Here is a 22,169-nt window from a genome sequence, read left to right as displayed (position 1 = left end):
AAGCAAGTCTCTTAATTGCGCCCCACTCTAGTGTTTTAGAGAGGGGCGATGGCATGTATTAACGCGGCTGTTGCCGTCCTTTAGACGTACTGCGTTTGCTGGCGCGATTTGAAGCACTCGCACCGCTGGCTTTACGAGAGTTACGACGTTTAAAAGCAGGCCGTTCAACTTTAGGTAAAGAGCGTAATGAGTCTGGTACTGGGCCTGTTTTTACTTGCTGCATTAACTGTTCAATACGCTGTTGTAGTGTCTGCATAAATGGTTGATAGGCTTGCCCACGCTCAACCATGGCTTGCAGTTGGTGCTCCCAATGCGCGGTCATGTCTGGATAGGTGGCTTCACTTGGCAATGCATGGACTAATCCGCGCCCCGCGGGTGTGCTCGCAATTGTTTTGCCTTGCCGCGCCAATAATTGGCGTTTGAATAACGTATCTAATATTCCTGCTCGCGTTGCTTCCGTGCCAAGACCATCGGTATCTTTAAGGATTTTCTTTAGCTCTTTATCTTCAACAAAACGCGCAATTCCCGTCATAGCTTGTAACAGTGTCGCTTCTGTAAACGGGCGTGGCGGCTCTGTTTTACGTGCGGTCAACTCGCCCTCTCGGCAGGTTAATACCGTGCCTTTATCCAGCGCTGGCACTGTCGCAATGTCACTTGTTTCTTCTTCTTGCTTGCCCATCAGCACTTTCCAGCCTGCAGAAATAAGCTGGCGACCTTTGGCAATAAACACTCCACCAGCAATATCGAACACTAATTTCGCTTCGGCATAGACAGCTGCTGGATAAAACTGCATAAGATATTGGCGTGCAATCAGCTGATAGATTTTCATTTCATTGCCTGATAAGCCGTTACTACTTGCTTGTTTTGGTGTCGGAATAATCGCGTGGTGAGCATCCACCTTTTTATCATTCCAAGCTTTCGATTGCAGCGATAAATCCGCCTCATTGACTGCCGTTTGTAACTCCTTAGCATTGTTAGCGATAGCCTGAGTCACTTTGCCGACTTCACTTAAATGCCCTTTAGGCAGGTAACGACTATCAGAACGTGGGTACGTAATCAGCTTATGTTTCTCATAAAGACTCTGACAAGTATCTAATACCTGCTGAGCACTAAAATTAAAGCGTTTGGCGGCGTCAATTTGTAGCGAAGATAACGAATATGGCAATGGCGGTGCTTGGCGTGTTTTCTTTTGTTCGGACTCGGTCACCGTGGCGGGTTGTGCTTGAATACGCTGCACCACATTTTCAGCCAACTTACGATTCAGCACTCTCCCTTCTTCATCTTGCCACGGCTGACAAGCCTCACTAGGTTTCCAGCGTGCTCGAATATCAAATATCCCTTGCTCGCCTTGATATGGGATCAAGGCATCAACGGTAAAATAATCTTTGGGCACAAAGTTCTCGATCTCTTCATCACGGCGTACCACAAGCCCTAGAACGGGTGTTTGTACTCGTCCGACAGATAACACGCCTTGATAACCAGCTTTCTGTCCAAGTAACGTATAGGCACGCGACATATTCATGCCATATAGCCAATCGGCGCGTGAGCGAGCAAGAGCGGATACTGATAACGGAATAAACTCACGATTTGAGCGCAGCTTACCTAACGCATTTTTTACTGCTGGTAGGTTTAAATCACTGATCAACAGGCGCTCAACCGTGTCTTTTTTACGCTTAGCAAGCTTACAGTAGTCAATCACTTCATCGACAAGTAACTGCCCTTCTCTATCGGGATCGCCAGCATGGACGACATGATCAGCCTGTTTAACGAGCTTTTTGATAACCGTAAGCTGTTTACTGGCGGCTTTACGTGGCCTAAGCTGCCATTGGTCGGGAATAATAGGAAGATCAGCAAGGTTCCATTTTTTATAGCGCTCATCATAACCATCAGGTTCGATTTGTTCTAACAGATGCCCAATGCACCAAGTCACGATGTCCCCATTACCGCAGGTGATCCACCCTTGATTTTTTTTCTGAGGTTTCGGTAAGGCATCGGCAATCGCACGCCCTAAACTTGGCTTCTCTGCTATAAACAACCGCGTCATCTGGCTTGGTACTCTTTATAAAAAACTAAGGCCACATTATCGAATGTGGCCTTATAAAATCAAGAAAAACTGTGCTTATGTACAGTATTATTCTTCGTCTTCACTTGGTTGACGTGCTGCTGCTTCTTCGACCAAGGTTTTTAGCTCACCTTTTTGGAACATTTCCAAAATGATGTCACAACCACCGATCAACTCACCTTCAATCCAAAGTTGTGGGAACGTTGGCCATTGTGCATATACAGGCAGTTCTGCACGGATATCTGGATTTTGCAGGATATCTACGTAGGCAAACTTTTCGCCACAAGCCATAAGTGCTTGGCTCGCTTGAGAAGAAAAACCACAGCTAGGTAGCTTTGGTGAGCCTTTCATGTAAAGAAGGATGGCATTTTCAGAGATTTGCTGTTTAATTTTGTCGATAGTTTCCATTGCTTCCTCGTTGGATTCGGTCTTAGTTATATGTCCATTCTAAATCATTACCACAGAATAAAAAGCCCTCTTTACGTATGGGCTTTACTTTGTCATGCTGGCACAGTCAACAATATGACTACATTTTATCCAACTTGCTGGGCTGTATTCTGTCTCAATGATGTTTCTAACACTGTGTGATTTCACAGATTTTATACAGATCAGGCTTTAAATAAAGTAAAAAGTTGCTAAAATGATTTGCAGTCAGTCGTAAGACGATTAACCCGAAAGTATGAGCTATACTGTTTATGCAAAACGGGCAAAAATAATAACACTGGAAGCAATCTATGAAAGAGTTCGCTCTTTCAAACATAACTAAATGGAGAAATGAGCAATGGCATTTGAACTACCTGCACTTCCTTTCGCGAAAGATGCGCTAGAACCACATATCTCAAAAGAAACTCTTGAGTACCACTACGGTAAACACCACAACACTTACGTTGTAAAACTAAACGGTCTTATCCCTGGTACTGAGTTTGAAAACAAATCTCTAGAAGAGATCATCAAAACTTCTACAGGTGGCGTATTCAACAACGCAGCACAAGTATGGAACCACACGTTCTACTGGAACTGTCTTGCACCACAAGCTGGTGGCGAACCTACTGGTGACGTTGCAGACGCGATCAACAAAGCGTTCGGTTCTTTTGAAGAATTCAAAACTCAATTCACAAACAACGCAGTTGCGAACTTCGGTTCTGGCTGGACTTGGCTTGTGAAAAAAGCTGACGGTTCTGTCGCAATTGTTAACACTTCAAACGCAGCAACACCAATCACTGAAGAAGGTGTGACTCCACTGCTAACTGTTGACGTTTGGGAACACGCTTACTACATCGATTACCGTAATGCTCGTCCAAGCTACATGGAAGCATTCTGGAATCTAGTTAACTGGGACTTCGTTGCTAAAAACCTAGCAAAATAAGTTCGTTTCGTTAACGATATGATGAGAAAAGCCTGCATTAAGCAGGCTTTTTTATGCTTGTCTGAAAGCCATCTCATCAGAGAGTCATAAATTAATTGAGGAAGCGGCTAAAGTTTCAGATTATCAAGCCGTTATTATCCGTAAGCAACGGAGAACCTCATGCAAGTACACACATTAGATAAAGCGGCTTTAATTAACGAACTGACGGTTGGCAATGGCATGAGCCATGCCGTGCATCAGCGTCGTCGTGCCGATTTTTCACTAATGCTCGCCATGTTCTCAGGTGATGTGCGTGATAATACGCCCGTCGAGCATGTTGAAGCGCCGATCACAACCGATGATTTATTACGTCAACGCTTCCAATTACAAGCCCCGCAAGCTCTGCGTAACGATCAAAGCTCCTATGCAATGTCGGAAAACCAAGCATCGTTGTTTCATGCCAGTGGTTTACCCAGTGCCAAGCTTAGTCATTATTTAACCCCAGATGCGCTTACCTACCTTCCGGAAGATACGTACAACCTACCTGAAGAGGTGTATCACAACTTATCTGGACATGATCGCCGTCATCTTGCACAAACTCAGCCAACGAAAAACTTACCTGCGGATTTATATCAACAACTTAATACTGCTATGCGCTGTGACCAAATTCGCGCTCAAGCGTAAACTCTCCATGTTTCCCACTCTCCTTACAATTCCTGTTTGACCCCTCACTTTGACTTCCGACTACATCAGTGAATGAATTTATTTGACGTATTTCACACCACGAATAGTGGTTATTGCTCATGCTGTGATGACTCGACACGCACCGATGCGTAAAACTCACTGACAGGGATATGCCGTTCATGAAAATACAAGATGCTGTGGTCCTGATCACCTCAGCAGGTTCGTTGATGGGACGAATGTTAAGTCAGCATTACGCGGAGCTAGGCGCAAAATTAGTGCTTTGTGATCATCAAGCGGAATTACTCGTACAAACCCATACCTTATGTCATTCATTAAAAGCACCGGCTATCGCTTATACGCTATCCGCGACACCAACCAATGACATCGACGCATTATTGGCTTATATAGAACACACGTACAAGCAAGCACCCGATATCTTAATCAATCATTGGCCTAATAGCCCACCGCCGTCGTTGCTTGCCGCTTCAGAGCACACAGATGCATTTTTGACACAATGGGGGATCATGACCAATAATTTTTTTGTCTTTGGCCAGCGTTGTGCAGAGCGCATGCGCAAGTCCAACAGCCAGGGTGTGATCATTAATACGGTGTCGTTTAATCGCGTGAGTGATGCACACGCAATAGAAAGTACCAGTTCAATGCTAACGGGGTTCACCCAGAGCTGGGCAAAGGAGTTGATGCCCTACAATATTCGCGTCGGCGGTGTGATTCCTCACTTACAGGAAGAACCACACCACTCCAACGATTATGCAGAGCTTACTCGTCATACAGAGTATATTGTGACCAATGATTATTTCAGTGGTCGAGTTGTGACGACTTAATGGCTTTATCAGTATTGATCAAGATAATCGTCCATTTTCGCCTCTTCCGCTGCGTTGTAATCGTCTTTTTTCACTTCAGCTTTAAAGTCTAAATGCTGCATATAAGCATCACGCGTAAATAAATAAGGATCGGGTGAGTCGTTTAGCATCGGTTCTTGTGAAATCAACTCCGCACGACTATCCAAGCCTTGGAAAATAAATTTACCCAAAGATGCCCAAATATTAATATAAGAGAGTGGAAAATAAGAGGAATCAACAAAATCAGTTGACTCTCTTAATGCATAGGGGCCAGCTCCCGGTACCATAATATAAGGCCCTTTGCCGACGCCATAATACCCAATGGCATCGCCAAACTCGCGATCACTTTCTTTCGAAATTCCCGCAGCAGATGCCACATCAAACAAGCCTAAAATACCAAAAGTGGAGTTAATCCAAAAACGGTTAAAGTGATTTACAGCTTGTTTACCATTCCCCATGATGATGTTGTTAACCATGCTTGACGGTTCATCAAGGTTACCAAAAAAGTTTGATATACCACTCCGAACAGGGCTTGGCACATAATCCACGTACGCGACTGAAGTCGGGCGTAAAATGTATGGGTCTAAATAATTATAGTTAAAATCCCACATAGTACGGTTGAAGCCTTCCAGTGGATCACTGACATCAGAGTGTGTGGATGCTTGCTCATCACTTGGGGTGGAGCTACACCCCGTTAATATCAGTAACACCCCTAAAAAAGCAGTATAAATAAAGCGGTTAATCATAATTTTTCCGTAATAGTAGGCTTATTTTGCCTATTGGTTTAGTACAACTGACGATTATTGATGTTTTTTTAACGCAATATCGGCGGCATCTCCGACAGAGAATGGTTGGCTTTGCCCCACCCAATCTCCAGAACCGGTTGAAACATTACCATCATAATCAATACGGACTTTGACAAAAACGCGTTGCTGCTTAGATAAACGACGTTGTGGCATCAGATTGTTATCATCTGTTAACACCACATTATGTGGAAACGGTTGTTTCGTATATTTTACCGCAGCCACTGGCATTGGGTTCCCATCAACAGCATGTACAGACACTATCAATGCAGCACCATCAGGAGCTGACAACGAAGACGGGAAATCAATGGTTACCGGTACACTGACCGATAAATCGTTATTCATGCGAACAGTCGCATTGTCGATATTGCGCGCAATCTTAGCATAACGAGGATCATCTTCGGCAATCGATTGTTGCATTTTATGCCAGTACTTAATTGCCGTTGCATATTTTTGATGTTGATAAGCATCATAGCCGAGCAGTGAATAAGTACGTAGGTCGCCGTCACCTTGCTGAATACTTTGCTGCAATAACTCTCGTCCTTTGGCTTGATCGATTTTATCTGAGCTAAGAATCAACACTTGTGCGTAATCTAATTGGTAACCTGTATTGTGCGGCTGTAATTGATATGCTTTATGCAAAGCACCAATTGCGGTGCGGCTATCCTGACCAGATACTGCCACATGCCCCAGTAGATTCCAGCCTTGCGCTTGATCGGGATGATGATATAGCTTCGTTCTTAAGCCTAAAATCAAATCTTGCATCTTTTCTTGGCTGATTTGTCCATTAGCGGATTTTAATTGTTCAGGTAATTGCTCGATATTGCTGTTAATCGATTGCCAATGTGCGATCTGTTGATAACTACCGACATAGGCATAAATCGCATAAGTGGCGCCAAATAAAACCAGAAAAAGGCATAGTAATAAGCGTTTTACCGGCCAACCTTTACTTGTTGTAATCGTTTTATGCGTATTATCAGGCGTCACATCATGAGCCAAACTACTTTTTAATTCATCGACTAAGGCATCGCGATCATCTATCACACCTGCGTCTTCTTCGGCGGTCATTTCATGTAAACGATGATGGTAGAATTCAGCATTTAATTTGGCGCGCTGCTCTGGGTCATCATTCGGTTTTTTTCTTAAAAACGGGTACGCGACGCAGCTAAACGCTATCACTACCATCAATATACTGAAGAGCCAAAAGCTAATCATTTACCCTGCTCCTTATTGTTTTCTGCATTGCGAATCAATGTTTCTACGTAGGCTTGATGATCATCATTGTTAAGCTCTGAATGGGATTCTTTCGAAATTCGGCGTGAACGGACCAATAAAAACAGCACACCACATAACACAACCAACAGTGGACCAAACCATAAAATCATTGTCCCTATCGTCATCGGTGGTTTGTAGGTAATAAACTCCCCATAACGTGCCACCATATAATCAATAATTTCCTGTTTGGTTTTGCCTTCTTTGGTCATTTGGTAAACTTTATGTCGTAAGTCTTTAGCCAGATCTGCATTGGAATCCGCAATCGAGTTATTCTGGCATTTAGGACAACGCAGCATATGGCTCAATTCTTGAAATTGCTTTTCATGAGCTGGAGAATCAAACTGATAGACATCAATAGCCGCATTTACGGGTGCGCAAAATATCAAAAATAACAATGCGAACAGTGTATGCCGTGTCATTGTGCCTCCTGCTGCGCAACCAATTTTTCGTATACGGGTTGCAATTCTGACTGCCAATTTTGTGCATTGACATCACCAACATGACGATGACGAATCACCCCATTACGGTCAATTAAAAACGTTTCCGGGGCGCCATAAACGCCTAAATCTAAGCCAAGAGACCCCTGTTTATCGAAAATAGATAACTGGTAGGGATCACCATGCTTGCCCAACCACTCAATCGCGGTTTGACGCTGATCTTTATAATTCAAACCAATAATGGTCACGCCCTGCTTGGATAAGTGATTTAAGAACTTATGTTCTGCTTTACAGGTTGGGCACCATGTCGCCCATACATTAAGTAATACAGGCCCATCTCTGTGAGTAAACAAACGATTCGTATGTTGTTTTTGCGGTGCAAATAAATCAGGCAGTGAAAACTCAGGAACCGATTTTCCAACCAATACCGATTCTAATTTAGTCGGCTCATCACCGTTGGCATTATCGTTGAGCTGACTGGCAAAAATCGCCACCAACACCAAAAATGCCGCCAGAGGTAAGAAGATAATCAGTTTCTTCATGCGGTTGCTCCCTGGCGCTTAAAGCGGTAACGACGATCCGTCAGCACGAGTAAACCACCGAAGGCCATCAGCAACCCTCCTCCCCAAATCCAGCGGATAAATGGTTTATAGTAAATACGGACTGCCCACGCCTGAGTATTATCAATTGGCTCACCAAGTGCGATATACAGATCACGAGTCAAACCTGTATCAAGTGCCGCTTCGGTCATCATAGAGTTTGATACCGTATACTGGCGCTTTTGTGCAAATAAGGTATTCAATACTTTACCGTCACGACTGACACTGAACGCACCTTCATAACCTTGATAGTTAGGTCCATTCAATGCTTTCAGTCCTTCAAAACGAAATTGATAATCAAGTAGTTGAAAAGTTTGTCCTGGCTCTAAACGGACATCTTTTTCGATGCTGTAGTTTTGAGCCATCGAAATACCAATAATGGACACTGCCAGCCCTAAATGCGCGACCAGCATCGACCAGTGACTACGTTGAATTTTCCATACCCCAATAAAAAAGGCATGACGATGAGTCGCTCGTAAATAGACTTCATACGCGTGTAAAACCACAATCCACAACGCCATAAACCAGCCAATGTATGCCATGATACTGAAGTGCTCGCCAAGCACAGTTACGGCACCATAAGCGCAAATCAAGGCAATCAGTGCACTGCCAATCATGGGCCACAATAACGGCTTCCAGTTACCACGCTTCCAGCGCAGTAATGGGCTTACTCCCAATAGCAACGTAAACGGAATGGCTAACCACGCAAACATGGAGTTAAAGAACGGCGCGCCTATCGAGACCGACCCTAAACCTAACTGCTTATGAACTAAAGGCAATAGCGTGCCCAGTAGCACGGTACTTAAGCCTGCCATTAATAAAATATTATTAGTTAATAGTGCACTTTCCCGCGAAATAAGATTGAACTGACCGGCAGAGCGAATTTTATGCCCTTTTAACGCGAACAGCGTTAACGAGCCACCAATCACAATCACGAGTAAGCTCAAGATAAACGTGCCTCGAGTTGGGTCAGAAGCAAACGAATGTACTGAGACCAAAATGCCTGAACGTACTAAAAAAGTCCCCAGCAAGCTCAATGAAAATGCGATGATCGCCAGTAATACAGTCCATGCTTTAAACGTCCCTCGTTTTTCACTCACCGCTAAGGAATGCAACAACGCCGTGCCCGCAATCCATGGCATCAACGAGGCATTTTCTACTGGGTCCCAAAACCACCAGCCGCCCCAACCTAATTCGTAATAAGCCCACCAAGAGCCTAATACAATACCTACGGTTAAAAACATCCATGCTGCCGTTGTCCACGGGCGTGACCACCTCGCCCAAACCGTATCAAGCTTACCCGTCATTAGCGCCGCGATAGCAAAGGCAAAGGCCACTGAAAATCCAACGTAACCGGTGTAGAGCATTGGCGGATGAATAATTAAGCCAGGATCTTGCAGTAAAGGATTAAGATCTTGGCCATCAACGGGAAAATACGGCAACGTACGGGTAAATGGATCCGAAGTGAAGATAATGAACGCCAAAAATCCGACACTGATCATGCCCATCACTGCCAGAACTCGAGCAACCGCTTCTTCCGGAAGATTACGACTGCCGATGGCTACCGCAACGGTCCATAAACTTTGAATCCATATCCAAAGTAGTAACGAGCCTTCATGAGCGCCCCATACCGCCGTTAAGCGGTAATACCACGGTAACTGGCTATTGGAGTTGTGCGCGACATATTCGAGGGTAAAATCGTTATGATAAAATGCCCAAGCGAGTGCAAAGAAGGCAAACGAAATGAAGGCGGCCATACCAAATGATAATGGCCGAGCCGTACTGATTAAGGTATGGGATTGATTGCGGGTTCCTAGCAGCGGCAACGTGCTCAATAACACAGCCATCACCGCGGCTAAGATTAAGGCAAAGTGACCTAACTCTGGGATCATGGTTGAGATTCCTTGCGCTTCGAGGCTTGCGCTTTATTAAATTCAGTATTGTCTTTCATGGCATCTTTTACATCTGGTGGCATATATTTTTCATCATGCTTAGCAAGTACTTCCGATGCTTTCACGGTATGCTTATCAATCAGTACGCCTTGCGCGACAATGCCCTGTCCTTCTCGAAATAAGTCCGGCAATATGCCACTGTACTGCACGGTAATATCAGGCCCAATATCTTTGAGCTTAAATCGTACATCGAGATCATCGGGATCACGTTTGACACTGCCCGCGACCACAACGCCGCCGACACGCAGGCGCTCTCCCACTTTAGGGACATGTCCATCACGGCCATAAATAATCTGGCTTGGGGTGTAAAACAAATTCATATTTTGATTAAGCGCGTAAATCATCAAACTGATGGCAATTGCCACAGCAGCGACGATGATACCGACTACCGCTAAGCGCTTTTTACGACGAGGGGTCAAAGAGTATTCTCCATGGTTTTGGCACGTTCTATTCGAGTTTCACGCGCTTGCTGTTGACGCACTTCATCCAAGATACGTTTATGACGTTTGACACTGAGTAAAGACAATACAAATAACGAGAAAAAGGTAATGCCAAAGGCACTCCATACATAGGCGGCATAACCACCCATCGCTAAGAAATCATGTAAAGAATGAAAAAACATGCTTAAGCTCCTGTTGACGAGGCGATAGATTTAACCCATTTTCGGTGCCGCTCCATAAAGAGTAACTCGTTACGAAAACGCACTAAAGCTAATACCGAAAACAACAAGGCAAACGCAATAATATTAATCAGTAATGGCCATAGCATATCCAAAGCGATAGACGGCTTGGCAAACTGGCTAATCGTTTGCCCTTGATGTAACGTATTCCACCAATTAACAGAGTAATGAATAATTGGGATATTCACCACGCCAACCAAGGCAAGAATACCGGCTGCATCCACCCCAGATTTGCGATCATCAAACGATTGGTACAAAGCAATAACCCCAAGATAGAGAAACAAGAGAATCAGCTCTGAGGTTAACCTCGCATCCCACACCCACCAAGTTCCCCACATAGGTTTCCCCCAAATAGAGCCAGTTACTAGAGCAATAAAGGTGTATACCGCTCCAATGGGTGCCATTGCACGCATCATGACACTGGCTAACCGCTGTTGCCAAACAATGCTTACCAAAGCACAGACAGCCATTGCCACATAAATACCCATCGACCAAATTGCCGTAGGAACGTGAATGTAAATAATTCTAAAGCTATTGCCTTGCTGATAATCGGCCGGAGCAAAAGCCAACCCCCAAACCAAACCAATAATCAGGGTTAACATCGTCGCCAGCATCAGCCAAGGGATAAATTTTCCAGATAAGTTGTAGGCACGCTCTGGTTTAGCATAGGGATGAAGCCATTTCCACATTGCTCGTTCTCACTTTTTCCAGTTTTGAAAAGGTCTTAATCTTTATATAGTTATAGTAGAGTACTCTGTTGTAACTTGCTAACGTACGCTGACACGCAACGCGGCACTGATTGCTAATGGTGCCAACACTATGGTTAACACCGCCATCGCCGCTAAGATGGCTAATTGTCCGGCATACTCTCCGCCCATTGCCGCAACATCCATCGCTGAAGTGGCAAAAATTAATACCGGGATATATAGCGGAAGTACCAGCAAACTTAATAATACTCCCCCTTTGTTTAGCCCAACCGTTAATGCCACACCAATCGCGCCGATAAAACTCAGCACTGGAGTGCCTAGGAGTAAAGTGCACACCATTGCTAACCAAGTATCAAGATCCAATGACAGTAAAATCGCTAAGACTGGACTAATAATCAGTAATGGCACGCCAGTAAGAAGCCAATGCGCGACAATTTTAGCAAAAACACTGACTGGCAGTGGTAATGGCATCATCATGAGCTGCTCTAACGCACCGTCTTGTAAATCATCTTTGTACATTCGCTCTAACGACAACAAAGCCGATAATAAGGCCGCGACCCAAATAATGCCGGGGGCGATACGAGACAGTAAATGATGATCTGGGCCGACACTTAATGGAAACAACGTAATCACAAGGATAAAAAACCACAGCGGGTTAAATATATCGGTTTTGCGGCGAAAGGCGACCACTAGTTCACGACGGATCACTGCACAACACATCGCTATCATACTGATTCACCTAACTCTATACGCTTCAGCTGAGAGTGGGCTAATGTCGTGTCTTGGTGGCTAGTTAACAAAATCATGCCTCCCTGCTGCGCATGCTGTTCAAATAGAGCTTCCAGCACCCGAATGCCTTGTTTATCAATGGATGTAAACGGCTCATCAAGAATCCATAATGCTTGCTGGCTTAGCCATAAGCGCGCTAATGAGACGCGCCGCTGCTGGCCTGCAGAAAGCTGTCCAATGGGCAAATCTTCGCGCCCAGCCAAGCCGACTTTCGCTAAAGCTGCATACAAAGATTCGACATCTTGCGCGTTGCCTTGCATGGTTTGATAAAATATTAGGTTTTCAATCGCACTGAGTTCCCGCTTTAAACCAATAACATGACCTAAAAAAATCATATCTCGATAATAAATATCACGACACTGGCTAAGAGGCTCGCCCTGCCATAATACGTGGCCGCTCTCAGCGGTATTCAAACCCGCAACCGTACGCAACAAAGTCGTCTTGCCAGCACCGTTACGCCCAGTAATTTGCAAAATATCGCCTGATTTAAGCTCGAATGACAGTGTCTCGAATAAGCGCTTATCAGAACGATAAACAGTAAGATTTTGAACAGTTAACATGATCATATTAAATAGAAATTTCCTACATACTAACATAAACAATTGATGTCTATATAGCTTTGCAAGGGAGATGGAAGCGCTCAATAACTCACTTTATTGATACAATGAATAGACGAGGCGTTGGATTATTTTTATGAGCTTTTGTTTGGTGATAAAAAAACCATGCCGATTAAATCGGCATGGTTTTAACGATACTTGCGGGGAGGCCGCCGTGAGACAGTCCTCCGTTCAACTTCTTCATCCGGATCGCTAGTCAATGGAGGAATCGTTTCTTTACCTGCTAACTTATTTTGTAAAGACATCATAAGCTCTGCTTCGGCTTTCGGTAATTCACATTCTGAAATTAATTCATCGAGATCCGCGCCTAACTTCACCATTTTGCTGGCTCGGCTATACATACGCCCATCATTATCATCATGCTCGAGCTCGATAAGCCGTTCATTCAAATGTGCAATAATATCTTTTTGCTCAGAAACCCGTTGCCCCAAGCCGACAACCACTGAGCGAACTTCAAGTAATTGTTTACTCGTTTTGTTGAGTTCTTTATCCAACGAGCGTAACTGCTGGCGAGCACTTTCTTGCTGACGATGAAACACGCGACGGATTTGTAGCAACCCACCGATAAATAAAAGACTAAAAACAACAAAACCTCCTGCAATCACAGGAGGTGTAAACCAAGACCAACTCATCATTATAGGTGGTTCATCTCATCCCATTCTTCATCTGTCAGTAGCTTATTCAAATCAACAAGAATCAGCAGTTTACCGTCACGGTTGCTTACACCTTGGATGAATTTCGCACTTTCATCGGTACCAACACTTGGCGTGGTATCGATTTCAGAAGAACGTAGATAAACCACTTCAGCAACGCTATCCACTAAAATACCAATCACTTGCTGTTCAGATTCAATCACAATAATTCGGGTATTATCGGTTACTTCACCTGTTGCTAGACCAAAGCGCGCACGTGTATCGATGACCGTTACCACGTTACCACGTAGATTAATAATACCGATAACGTAATCAGGCGCTCCAGGAACTGGGGCGATTTCTGTATAACGTAGCACTTCGCGAACTTGCATAACATTAATGCCGTAAGTCTCTTCTTCGAGCTGAAATGTTACCCACTGAAGTATTTCGTCATTTGATTTTTCTTTTTTTACTTCTAACACTTTGTTTTGAGACATACCTTTTCCTCTCTATGCCGTCTCCGACAAAAACAGCTTATTTATCGAGCGCTTTTACATCAAGGCCAGCATTGAGCATAGCGATTAATGCATCAACATGGATCAACGCACACATTTTTTCTTTAACCATACCAGCCAGCCAAGGGCGCTTCCCTACCTGCTCACGCCAGCGTATTTTTTCAGAGCTCAGCCATTCTGTACCCATAAGTTTAGTACAAGCTAGGCCCCACATACTTTCACCTAACATAACAATATACTGATATGCCTCTTGGTGAGAGTCATCTTTGAGCTTCTCAGCCATGACCCACTTAGCCGTGTCAACCACATCAAGTTGTTGTTCACGCTGTGTCTGTAAACCTAAATACCAACGCGGCCGGCCAATCAAGTGACTTGGCTCTCCAAGTTGATTAATTCCTCCGAGTTCATCCAGAGGCACTGCAAAAGTCACGTCATTTACATCAAAGTACAAAACTTGAAACGCTTCTTGGCGGATTGGATTTGTCCAAGATTCGCTATCTAACCCATGTTTTGGCGACGCCGATAAATCGGCTTTGTCTTCAGCATTATCATCAACAATAGCAGTATTTTTCTCTAGTTCAATATTGCTTTCATTAGGCGTATCTGAAGCTGTTAACGAACTCTCATCTTCTTGTGTAATCGGCTCAATTTCGGGGTCGTCAACAACCGTCTCAGGTATAACCTCTTCTACCGGAACTGATTCCTCATGATGATGAGGCTCACCTTCCTGGTCTTCCGTTAATGTCGCCGTATCCCATTCTTGGATTTCATCATCAACAAATGCAGGATTAACAGAGGCAACGTCTAAATCATCACGGTCTTCTGTTACCTCGTTCAGCCCCATTGGCTCAAGCGCAATGTTGATGGTGTTTTGTTCTAGTACTTCATCTAGATTTAAATCGCCAACTGGATTCGAGCCTTCAAGCTGGCTCAATAAACGCTGAACTTCTTCTAAATTCGCGCCAGGAAGTTCTTCGATATCATCATCTAAAAAGCGTGATACAGGCAGCTCCGGCTCTTCGATTCGCTGCAGCTGTAATTGCGGCTCTATATATAAACCATCAGATTTTGTCTGACCACCGTCATCAACATCTTCTGCAAGTAACGAAGTAAAGTACTCATCAAGAGCTTGCTCACTTGATAGTGTCGGTTCACTACTCATCAATGGCCAGCCTCTCTAAATGAACGAGCAACTGCTTATAAGCAAAGACCCCACGACTGCTTTCTGCAAAATGAGAAGCAGGTAAACGCTTTAAGCTGGCATCTCGAAATTTGGTATCAATAGGTACTGCAGAGGTCCAAACTTTATCAGGATAATCGCGTTTTAATTGGGTCAGTGTCTGCAACGAAGCTTTTGTACGCTTGTCATACATTGTAGGAACAATCGTCACTTTAAACTCTCGGTTTCTTGATTTTTGCATGATGGCAAGCGTGCGAATCATACGCTCTAAGCCTTTCATTGCTAAAAACTCGGTCTGTACTGGGATTAATATACGATCACTTGCGGCGAGTGCATTGACCATCATCACTCCAAGAATCGGAGGGCAATCAATCAACACATGGTCATAATGATCTCGCAATGTCGCGAGGGCTCGCTTAAGAATGAGCCCCATACCACTGCGGTTCCCCATCACACGATCTAACGTGGCAAGTGACATATGAGCGGGAATAATATCAATCCCTTCGACATCGGTCTCTAATATCAAAGGATGAATCGACTGTGCTGTAATTTCTTTCAATTGAAAGAGATCAAACAAACTCGATGCAACACCATCAGCATCATATCCTAAATACGTGGTTAAGGAAGCGTGGGGATCGGTGTCAACCAGCAAAACGCGTTTGCCTTGCTTACTCAATAATCCAGCTAAAGTGATAGTTGTGGTTGTTTTACCCACCCCACCTTTCTGGTTTGCGACACTCCAAACAATCATTCCATCACCCTATGCCAGACCAACTTCAACTAAGATTCGTTCAGCAATTCGATCCAATGGTAAGTCTTCTGAAGAAATACCTGCTTTCGCCACCGCTTGCGGCATACCATACACCACACAGCTCTCTTCATTTTGGGCCCAAATTGTTGATCCCGCTTCTTTCAACATACGGGAGCCATCTCGTCCATCAGCGCCCATTCCTGTTAAAATCATCGATAACACTTTATTACCATAAACCTTTGCGGCAGACCCAAAAGTCACATCCACACAAGGTTTATAGTTCATACGCTCGCCACCATCAATGATGCGTAAACGAGCCGCGCCGGCGCGTCCATCAATCATCATTTGCTTACCGCCTGGCGCTAAATAAGCGACACCCGGCCGTAATACATCACCATCGGCCGCTTCTTTCACTTCAATTTTACACAGCGTGTTCAAACGGCTCGCAAAAGCGGCAGTGAACGTTGCTGGCATATGCTGAACTAAAACAATCGGATGTGGATAATTACTTGGTAAGTCCGTTAAAATTTTCTGTAATGCAACTGGCCCACCAGTTGACGTACCAATTGCAGTTAGTTGATAACGTTTTCCTGACGCTTTAAAGCGCGCGGCAGGCTGACGCGATGCCGCAGTATGCGTTTCAGGGCGTACTGGCGTATGAGAACGCTCCGTTGAGCGCGCAGACGTACTCGTTAGCGTTGAAGTTCGCGGTATCATAGTACTACGGCGAACGACTCCACGTTTCGAAGCGATCGACAAGACTCTTTGCTGCAACAGAACTACAGCTTCATCGCGGTTACGAGCGATATCTTCAAATTTCTTAGGTAAGAAATCTAAAGCACCTGCATCCAGTGCGTCTAGGGTTGCCTTAGCGCCATCATGCGTTAATGATGAAAACATCAGTATTGGAACAGGACATTTCGCCATAATTTCACGCACAGCGGTAATGCCGTCCATGATAGGCATTTCAATATCCATGGTTATGACATCTGGCTTTAAGCTTTGGGCTTTTTCTACCGCTTCTTTGCCATTTACCGCTACATCCATCACTTCTAAGCGTGGTTCGGAATTGATGATTTCACTAACACGACGTCTAAAGAAGCTAGAATCATCAACTACGAGTACTCGAATCGCCATAGTTTTCCTTATATCTCAATGGTCACTTAAATTCTAGAGGCAGATGCATAACGTTTAAGTAAATCTGGCACATCCAAAATTAATGCGATATGACCATCACTCGTAATGGTTGCTCCGGCCATGCCAGGCGTTCCTTGTAGTAGTGCGTCCAATGGTTTAATTACCACTTCTTCTTGGCCAATTAACGTATCAACCACAAAACCAACACGCTGACTACCCAATTGCACAATCACCACGTGCCCATGCCCTTTACGTGCATCGACTTTACCCGACTGCGGCGACAACCAATTTTGTAAATAAAATAAAGGAATCGATTTTTCACGCACAATGATAGTTAACTGACCATCAACAACGTTAGTCCGACTCAAATCTAAGTGGAAGATTTCACTCACACTCGCAAGTGGTAATGCAAATGGGTGATTAGCCACACCGACCATCAAGGTTGGCAGAATTGCTAACGTTAATGGTACTTTGATCAAAATCTTAGTACCTTTACCCATTTCAGAATCAATATCTATCGAACCATTTAGAGTATTGATTGCGGTCTTCACCACATCCATCCCGACACCGCGACCAGAAATATCAGAAATTTTTTCTTTGCTCGAAAAGCCCGGCATAAAGATTAAGTTAAAACACTCTTTATTGGTGAGGCGGTCGGCTGCATCTTGATCCATCAAACCACGCTTCACCGCGATACCACGTAGGATATCTGGGTTCATACCAGCACCATCATCAATGATAGCCAGCTTAATATGATCGCCTTCTTGGGAAGCTGATAGTAACACTTTACCCTGGCGTGACTTACCGTTCTGCTCACGTACATCCGGCATTTCGATACCATGATCGACCGAGTTTCGAACCAAGTGAATAAGGGGATCGGCGAGTGCTTCGACGAGGTTCTTATCCAGATCCGTATCTTCACCTTTCATTTCGAGCGTGATGTCTTTTTGCAGACTACGCGCCAAATCACGTACTACGCGAGGGAAGCGGCCAAACACTTTTTTGATTGGCTGCATACGGGTTTTCATCACCGAGCTTTGCAAGTCAGCAGTCACAACATCAAGGTTGGATACCGCCTTCGTGAGTTGCTCATCACTACTATTCATACCAAGACTGATTAAACGGTTACGAACCAATACTAATTCGCCTACCATATTCATAATGGTATCAAGCGTTGAGGTATCAACACGCACACTCGCTTCTGCTTGCGGTTTTTTAGCAGCAACCTGACTCGCGGGATCTTCCGCTGGTGCGGCAGGCTCAGCAGCTTTTGGTTTAGGTTCCGCTTTTGCTACCGGCTTATCTGCAGGCTTAGCAGCAGCTTGTGGTGCTGGTTGCGCTGGCTTGACAGCGGCAGCAAGTTCTTCTTCTGAAGGGCCGCTTTTACCAGGACCGTGCAGCTCATCTAACAGCTTCTCAAATTCGTCATCTGTCATCAAATCTTCGCCATTAGGCCCAGATGATGCAGGTGTCGCTGCTGACGGCTCTTTGTTAGCTGCTTTTTCTTCCGTTTTTGCAGGACCTTTACCAGAACCATGTAACTCATCGAGTAATTTCTCGAATTCATCGTCGGTAATATCACCATCATCTGCAGCGAAACTATTAGTGGCAGGCTTAGGTGTCTCAGCAGAAGCCTGAGCGGCTTCGTCTACTTTACCTGGTGCCGCGCCTTTGCCATGTAAGTTATCTAAAAGTTTTTCAAACTCATCATCAGTGATTTCATCTATCGATGCTGCATCTACCGCCGTGACGTCTGGTTCTACACTTGCAACGTCTTCGACGACATCATCCATCGGCATCTCATCAATGACTTCATCGACGGCTTGTTCTATTTCGGCATCAGGCACTTCATCTTCAGACTCGGGCTTACAAAGCTGATGCAACTCTTCAAGTAACGCTGGATCAGCGGCCACCAAAGGCTCTAAGTTCTGAACGGCTCTAAATTGTTCATTAACAGTGTCTAATGCTCGCAGCATGGTATCCATCAAACTGGACGTAACCGTACGTTGCCCATTACGTAAAATATCAAAGACATTTTCCGCGCCATGACAAGTTTCGACTAATTCAGTCAACGTCAAGAACCCCGCCCCGCCTTTTACGGTATGGAAACCGCGAAATATAGCGTTGAGAAGATCTTTATCTTTAGGATTGTTTTCAAGTTCGACTAACTGCTCAGAAAGCAACTCTAGGATTTCACCAGCTTCCACCAGAAAGTCTTGAAGAATATCTTCGTCTAAATCGTAGCTCATACTTTACCCCTAAAAACCAAGACTCGACAACAAGTCGTCCACTTCGTCTTGAGATGACACAGCATCTGCGCGTTCATGAGGATTCATAATTGGCCCCTCTGCTGACGTCGCTGAATTATCTTTGTTATGCGTATCTGATGGTTGTTCTTGATCGACAGCTTGAATTTGATTAACACCAAAGACGGTCAAAATTTCCACCAAACGATTTTCTACTTCACCGGTTAATTTGATGACACGGCTAATAATCTGCCCAGTCAAGTCTTGGAAGTCTTGTGCCATCAAAATTTCCGTTAGGTGTCCACGTAGTTCACTACTATCACCCTCGACCAAGGACAACAAATCATCAATGCCATGACACAATGCTTTAAATTCTGTTATTTCTATTTTGCCATGCATTAATTGATTCCATTGAGGCCGTACTTTTAGCAAGCTCTCATGCATGCGGTCCGCAATAGGCATACAGCAATCGACTGCATCCATGGTTTTATTCGCGGCCACTTCCGTTTTTTCGATCACATAATTTAATCGATCACGAGCATCAGGAATCTCATCTGTAGCGATTTCAGTCATTCGCTCATCGATGTGGAAATTTTTAAGCGAGTCATGCAACTCACGGGTCAAGGTGCCGATTTCCTGTAACATAGGATTATCTTCAACGGCTTGTTTTAAATCAGCGTTACCTTCACCTGTGGTAGTGTCAGGCTGCATCTGTGTAACTAAAGCACTGGCTTCATCTTGCAACCCGTTTTCTACCAGTTGTACGAGCTCTTGGGCTTGTTCTAGTGAAATCATAATGAATCGCCTTTACGCGTAATTGAATAGATTACCTTTTGTCCTAACTATTTAGTTTATGTTAGGAGTTCAAAGACGCTCAAAGATTTTATCTAGTTTTTCTTTTAATGTTGCTGCAGTGAATGGCTTAACAATATAACCGTTAACACCCGCTTGAGCAGCTTCAATAATTTGTTCACGTTTCGCTTCTGCAGTAATCATCAAAACAGGTAAATGTTTTAACTCATCATCAGAACGAATATTTTTCAATAAATCGATGCCTTGCATACCTGGCATATTCCAGTCAGTGACTACAAAGTCAAACTCGCCTTTCTTAAGCATAGGCAAAGCCGTTAATCCATCGTCAGCTTCTTGGGTATTATTAAAACCCAGGTCACGAAGAAGGTTCTTCACAATACGTCGCATTGTTGAGAAATCATCAACAATAAGGATCTTCATGTTTTTATTCAAAATTGCCTCCACTGAGTTACAATCAGTGATAGTTAGTCGTTTTCAGTCCAAGAACTCAACTTTGTTCGTAGACGCTGCATTGATTGGCTGAGTATCTGGCTAACGCGAGATTCACTGACACCGATGACGTCACCAATTTCTTTCAAATTAAGCTCCTCATCATAATAGAGCGAAAGTACCAAAGCTTCACGCTCGGGAAGTGATTTAATTGATTCAACCAGCGCTTTTCGAAATGATTCGTCCGCTACACCTTTAAATGGAGCATTATCATCATCTTCTGCTACCGGCGAAATCGCATCATCTGATACCCCCAAATCTTCCATACCCACAATTCGCGAGCAATTGATATCTTTAAGGGCAGTATGGTATTGATCCAGCGATATTCCCAAATACTTCGCCACCTCGGAATCAGAAGGATCACGTTTAAGCTCCCCCTCTAGTATAGAGATAGCCTGGCTAATTTCTCGATTTATCTTGTGAACCGAGCGCGGCACCCAGTCACCGCGTCGAATATCGTCAAGCATAGCTCCACGAATTCGAATTCCAGCGAAGGTTTCAAAGCTTGCGCCTTTACTTCCGTCATAATTTTTTTGAGCTTCAAGCAAACCTAACATGCCTGCTTGAATTAAATCTTCAACTAGAACACTAGGGGGCAAGCGCCCCATCAAATGATGAGCAATACGCTTAACCAAGACGGCATACTTCTCTAAAAATAGCTGTTGGCTATTGAGATTGCCGTACTGATCATAAGTTAGCGCTTTATTCACCGAAAGATTCCCCCGCTATTTCTTTGCGATTAAGTAATCGTTCTACAAAAAATTCTAAATGCCCACTTGGAGAACGAGGTATTGGCCACGTCAGCGCTTTGTTCGAAAGCGAACTAATTGCCAATGACGCTGCTGAACGAGGATAGGCATCAACCACAATCTTTTGTTTTTTAACTGCTAGACGTACATTATCGTCCAAAGGAATGCATGCGACGAGCTCAAGACTGACATTTAAGAACCGCTCTGTGACCAAGGTCAACTTTGCGAACAATTCTCTGCCTTCTCGATAACTTCTTACCATGTTTGCGACGACTTTAAAGCGTTGCACTTGGTGTTCACGACTCAGCAATTTAATCAGAGCATACGCATCCGTTATAGATGTTGGCTCATCACATACCACAATGACAACATCTTGAGCGGCACGCGAGAAGCTCACAACCATATCAGAAATTCCGGCGGCCGTATCAACAAGCAGCACATCCATTTCATCTTCTAATGAACCGAACGCGCGAATCAATCCAATGTGTTGAGCGTGGGACAACTCTGTCATCGACTGAGTACCAGACGTTGCTGGAATGATTTTGATCCCAAATGGGCCTTCCACAATCGCGTCTTTAAGCTCACACTCTCCCGCCAAAACATGGCCTAAATTACGTTTTGGACGAATGCCGAGCATGACGTCAATATTAGCAAGACCTAAATCTGCATCGAGCACCATCACTTTTTTGCCTTGACGTGCCATGCAGATAGCCATTCCGAGCGTCACATTGGTTTTACCCACGCCGCCTTTCCCCCCAGTCACTGCGATGACTTTGGTTAAAGAAGGCTGTGTTAAGCGGCGTAATCCGCTTGCTTGGTCATATATCATTTTATTTGTCATCTTCATC

General features: G+C 44.3%; 25 protein-coding genes. 3 read left to right on the top strand and 22 right to left on the bottom strand.

Annotated elements, in window-relative coordinates:
* Positions 1-58: 58 nt before the first annotated feature.
* The gene (locus OCU30_RS04025; RefSeq protein WP_077311693.1) at positions 59-2,044 is read right to left on the bottom strand and encodes a DNA topoisomerase III; all 1,986 of its coding nucleotides are present in this window, start codon (positions 2,042-2,044) and stop codon (positions 59-61) included.
* Positions 2,045-2,131: 87 nt separating this feature from the next.
* Positions 2,132-2,470, bottom strand: a complete 339-nt coding sequence (locus OCU30_RS04020) for a Grx4 family monothiol glutaredoxin (RefSeq protein ID WP_077311692.1) — start codon at positions 2,468-2,470, stop codon at positions 2,132-2,134.
* 373 nt (positions 2,471-2,843) lie between these two features.
* On the opposite strand from OCU30_RS04020, the gene sodB reads away from it, so the two are divergent.
* The 3 genes from sodB (at position 2,844) to OCU30_RS04005 (ending at position 4,933) form a co-directional block, all read left to right on the top strand.
* The gene (sodB, locus tag OCU30_RS04015) at positions 2,844-3,428 is read left to right on the top strand and encodes a superoxide dismutase [Fe] (RefSeq protein ID WP_077311690.1); all 585 of its coding nucleotides are present in this window, start codon (positions 2,844-2,846) and stop codon (positions 3,426-3,428) included.
* 159 nt (positions 3,429-3,587) lie between these two features.
* Positions 3,588-4,091 carry a VC2046/SO_2500 family protein gene (locus tag OCU30_RS04010; RefSeq protein WP_077311688.1) on the top strand — a complete coding sequence of 168 codons (504 nt, stop codon included), beginning with the start codon at positions 3,588-3,590 and terminating at the stop codon, positions 4,089-4,091.
* Between the two features lie 179 nt (positions 4,092-4,270).
* On the top strand, positions 4,271-4,933 hold the full coding sequence (locus OCU30_RS04005; RefSeq protein ID WP_077311686.1) for an SDR family oxidoreductase: 663 nt from the start codon (positions 4,271-4,273) through the stop codon (positions 4,931-4,933).
* 8 nt (positions 4,934-4,941) lie between these two features.
* Here the strand turns inward: OCU30_RS04005 and OCU30_RS04000 are convergent, their stop codons facing one another.
* From OCU30_RS04000 to OCU30_RS03905, 20 genes are all read right to left on the bottom strand, one after another.
* Positions 4,942-5,697, bottom strand: a complete 756-nt coding sequence (locus OCU30_RS04000; RefSeq protein ID WP_077311684.1) for an MlaA family lipoprotein — start codon at positions 5,695-5,697, stop codon at positions 4,942-4,944.
* Between the two features lie 54 nt (positions 5,698-5,751).
* The gene (gene ccmI, locus OCU30_RS03995; RefSeq protein ID WP_077311682.1) at positions 5,752-6,969 is read right to left on the bottom strand and encodes a c-type cytochrome biogenesis protein CcmI; all 1,218 of its coding nucleotides are present in this window, start codon (positions 6,967-6,969) and stop codon (positions 5,752-5,754) included.
* On the bottom strand, positions 6,966-7,448 hold the full coding sequence (locus tag OCU30_RS03990; RefSeq protein WP_077311680.1) for a cytochrome c-type biogenesis protein: 483 nt from the start codon (positions 7,446-7,448) through the stop codon (positions 6,966-6,968). Before OCU30_RS03990 ends, ccmI begins: the two co-directional genes overlap by 4 nt.
* Positions 7,445-8,008, bottom strand: coding sequence for a DsbE family thiol:disulfide interchange protein (locus OCU30_RS03985; protein ID WP_077311678.1), 564 nt, complete (start codon positions 8,006-8,008; stop codon positions 7,445-7,447). Before OCU30_RS03985 ends, OCU30_RS03990 begins: the two co-directional genes overlap by 4 nt.
* A complete protein-coding gene (locus OCU30_RS03980; RefSeq protein ID WP_077311676.1) occupies positions 8,005-9,957 on the bottom strand; it encodes a heme lyase CcmF/NrfE family subunit in 1,953 nt (650 codons plus the stop codon). The genes OCU30_RS03985 and OCU30_RS03980 overlap by 4 nt, the downstream gene beginning before the upstream one ends.
* A complete protein-coding gene (ccmE, locus tag OCU30_RS03975) occupies positions 9,954-10,436 on the bottom strand; it encodes a cytochrome c maturation protein CcmE (RefSeq protein ID WP_077311674.1) in 483 nt (160 codons plus the stop codon). Before ccmE ends, OCU30_RS03980 begins: the two co-directional genes overlap by 4 nt.
* Complete coding sequence (gene ccmD, locus OCU30_RS03970; RefSeq protein ID WP_077311672.1) at positions 10,433-10,639, bottom strand: heme exporter protein CcmD; 207 nt, start codon at positions 10,637-10,639, stop codon at positions 10,433-10,435. Before ccmD ends, ccmE begins: the two co-directional genes overlap by 4 nt.
* Before the next feature lie 2 nt (positions 10,640-10,641).
* The gene (locus OCU30_RS03965; RefSeq protein WP_077311670.1) at positions 10,642-11,385 is read right to left on the bottom strand and encodes a heme ABC transporter permease; all 744 of its coding nucleotides are present in this window, start codon (positions 11,383-11,385) and stop codon (positions 10,642-10,644) included.
* 78 nt (positions 11,386-11,463) lie between these two features.
* Complete coding sequence (gene ccmB / locus OCU30_RS03960) at positions 11,464-12,132, bottom strand: heme exporter protein CcmB (RefSeq protein ID WP_077311668.1); 669 nt, start codon at positions 12,130-12,132, stop codon at positions 11,464-11,466.
* A complete protein-coding gene (gene ccmA, locus OCU30_RS03955) occupies positions 12,129-12,752 on the bottom strand; it encodes a cytochrome c biogenesis heme-transporting ATPase CcmA (protein WP_077311901.1) in 624 nt (207 codons plus the stop codon). The genes ccmB and ccmA overlap by 4 nt, the downstream gene beginning before the upstream one ends.
* A gap of 185 nt (positions 12,753-12,937) precedes the next feature.
* Complete coding sequence (locus OCU30_RS03950) at positions 12,938-13,444, bottom strand: DUF2802 domain-containing protein (protein WP_077311666.1); 507 nt, start codon at positions 13,442-13,444, stop codon at positions 12,938-12,940.
* A complete protein-coding gene (locus tag OCU30_RS03945) occupies positions 13,444-13,938 on the bottom strand; it encodes a chemotaxis protein CheW (protein WP_077311664.1) in 495 nt (164 codons plus the stop codon). Before OCU30_RS03945 ends, OCU30_RS03950 begins: the two co-directional genes overlap by 1 nt.
* Before the next feature lie 37 nt (positions 13,939-13,975).
* Positions 13,976-14,965 (bottom strand): chemotaxis protein CheW, encoded by a 990-nt coding sequence (locus tag OCU30_RS03940; protein WP_420856677.1) that lies wholly within the window; start codon positions 14,963-14,965, stop codon positions 13,976-13,978.
* 145 nt (positions 14,966-15,110) lie between these two features.
* Positions 15,111-15,887, bottom strand: a complete 777-nt coding sequence (locus OCU30_RS03935; protein ID WP_077311660.1) for a ParA family protein — start codon at positions 15,885-15,887, stop codon at positions 15,111-15,113.
* 9 nt (positions 15,888-15,896) lie between these two features.
* The gene (locus OCU30_RS03930; protein ID WP_077311658.1) at positions 15,897-17,024 is read right to left on the bottom strand and encodes a protein-glutamate methylesterase/protein-glutamine glutaminase; all 1,128 of its coding nucleotides are present in this window, start codon (positions 17,022-17,024) and stop codon (positions 15,897-15,899) included.
* A gap of 26 nt (positions 17,025-17,050) precedes the next feature.
* The gene (locus OCU30_RS03925) at positions 17,051-19,273 is read right to left on the bottom strand and encodes a chemotaxis protein CheA (protein WP_077311656.1); all 2,223 of its coding nucleotides are present in this window, start codon (positions 19,271-19,273) and stop codon (positions 17,051-17,053) included.
* A 9-nt stretch (positions 19,274-19,282) separates the two neighbouring features.
* Positions 19,283-20,065, bottom strand: a complete 783-nt coding sequence (locus OCU30_RS03920) for a protein phosphatase CheZ (protein WP_077311654.1) — start codon at positions 20,063-20,065, stop codon at positions 19,283-19,285.
* 69 nt (positions 20,066-20,134) lie between these two features.
* Complete coding sequence (gene cheY, locus OCU30_RS03915; RefSeq protein WP_077311652.1) at positions 20,135-20,503, bottom strand: chemotaxis response regulator CheY; 369 nt, start codon at positions 20,501-20,503, stop codon at positions 20,135-20,137.
* Between the two features lie 44 nt (positions 20,504-20,547).
* Positions 20,548-21,282, bottom strand: coding sequence for an RNA polymerase sigma factor FliA (locus OCU30_RS03910; RefSeq protein ID WP_077311650.1), 735 nt, complete (start codon positions 21,280-21,282; stop codon positions 20,548-20,550).
* Positions 21,275-22,162: a MinD/ParA family protein gene (locus OCU30_RS03905; RefSeq protein WP_077311648.1), complete on the bottom strand. Its 888-nt coding sequence runs from the start codon at positions 22,160-22,162 to the stop codon at positions 21,275-21,277. The genes OCU30_RS03910 and OCU30_RS03905 overlap by 8 nt, the downstream gene beginning before the upstream one ends.
* Between the last annotated feature and the right edge of the window lie 7 nt (positions 22,163-22,169).

This window comes from Vibrio palustris (genome assembly GCF_024346995.1).
In the GTDB taxonomy this organism is placed as follows: domain Bacteria; phylum Pseudomonadota; class Gammaproteobacteria; order Enterobacterales; family Vibrionaceae; genus Vibrio; species Vibrio palustris.
This window is presented reverse-complemented; position numbering and strand designations above follow the sequence as displayed.